At 60.1% G+C, this 1,300-nt stretch carries 1 protein-coding gene and 2 pseudogenes; all 3 read left to right on the forward strand.

Annotated features, from left to right (window positions below):
* Positions 1-280: pseudogene (locus tag ABIB73_RS37505) on the forward strand (hypothetical protein); the annotation flags it as partial.
* A 340-nt stretch (positions 281-620) separates the two neighbouring features.
* Positions 621-840, forward strand: a pseudogene (locus ABIB73_RS37510) (phage integrase N-terminal SAM-like domain-containing protein); the annotation flags it as partial.
* A 45-nt stretch (positions 841-885) separates the two neighbouring features.
* Positions 886-1,300 (forward strand): transposase zinc-binding domain-containing protein (locus ABIB73_RS37515; protein WP_354232495.1); only part of this gene is annotated, 415 nt, incomplete at its 3' end.

Raw genomic sequence — 1,300 nt, forward strand, 5'->3', positions numbered from 1 at the left:
GCTCGGTATCACACAGCAATCTCGATTGGTCATCGAAGGGTTGGAAGGGACAGCGAGTTACTCCTACATGTGGGAGAAGGAAGGTGAGATAAACGTTCAGGCTGTCCTGGCCGATACTGATGACATGATTGTCCGCATCAGTAATCGTGAGAATATTGCAGCCATTCTATGCGAGTGCACAATATTTGCGAGAGTCTCAGGTCGCATACGCAGGGCCACTGGATTGCCCGTCTATGATGCCGGGATTAACGCTCGTCTCCTCGTGGCGGCCGTCAACTAGGGCTATCGATCGCTGCGCTGATCTCGGCCGGTTACCGCCACAAAGCCGGTCGTCTCGCGACCTCAGATCAAGGCTCAAGCCGCCGTACCGGCTCTGATAACGATATCTTCTGTCAGGTCGGAATCGCAGAGTAGCTGGCCACTGAGCAGTGATTACAGGAGAGGACAGGCACGGCATCGCGCCGCAGCCGACCGGGCTAAAGCGGCATGGGGTTAGGCTGAATCGATTTGGGATTGAACGAAGCCGCTGCCGCGGCGTGAGGGGCAAGGTGGCGTAGATCGCCTCCTGGCTGAGAGGATGTGGGTGTTGGAGCCCATCCCCCTCAGACAGGAGTATCGAGATGCCCAATTCGTGCCCTCTTCGCAGCCGCATGATCGAAAGACATGACCGTCCGCAATCTGTCGCCGGCGACGCAACGATCCTACATCAGCGCGGTTTCGAAGTTCAGCCGCTATTTTGGCCGATCGCCTGACCGATTGTAGCTGGAAGAGGTCCGCGCCTTCCAGGTGCATCTGGTCTCGACCGGCATCTCGTGGCCGGCGCTGAACCAGATCGTCTGTCGCTGAAGGTGACGCCACCTGGATGATCCGCGGGGGATGCGGGTGATGATCCGCCCCGACAGCCGCTCCAACAGACCCGCCATCGAGATTGCCGATATTCTGCGCCGGCATGGCGACACCTATCGCCGTGTACATGCCGGTCATCTCGGTCGGGTCGAGCGGCGCGTGATGAGCGCGATCGTGGCGTGCCGGACCGAGGCGCTCGGCGGCCACATGGAGGCTTGCGACGACTGCGGCACGACACGCATCGCCTATAATTCCTGCCTTATGGGCAAATTCCGTAATGGGGAGCTGGCGACCCGCTGCATTCTAGGGAGCGTAGATTGTAAGCGTAGCGCTGCGGCCCTTCGATTGGCGCTTGACGCCTATTTTGGCCGCGTGGCGCGTCGCCGCGGTTTCCATTGGTCGGACAATGCGTTGACGGCGGCCTCGAGCGCCTTCCGGTCGACGACGTTGGGAT

Source organism: Bradyrhizobium sp. F1.4.3 (assembly GCF_040548375.1).
Lineage (GTDB): Bacteria > Pseudomonadota > Alphaproteobacteria > Rhizobiales > Xanthobacteraceae > Bradyrhizobium.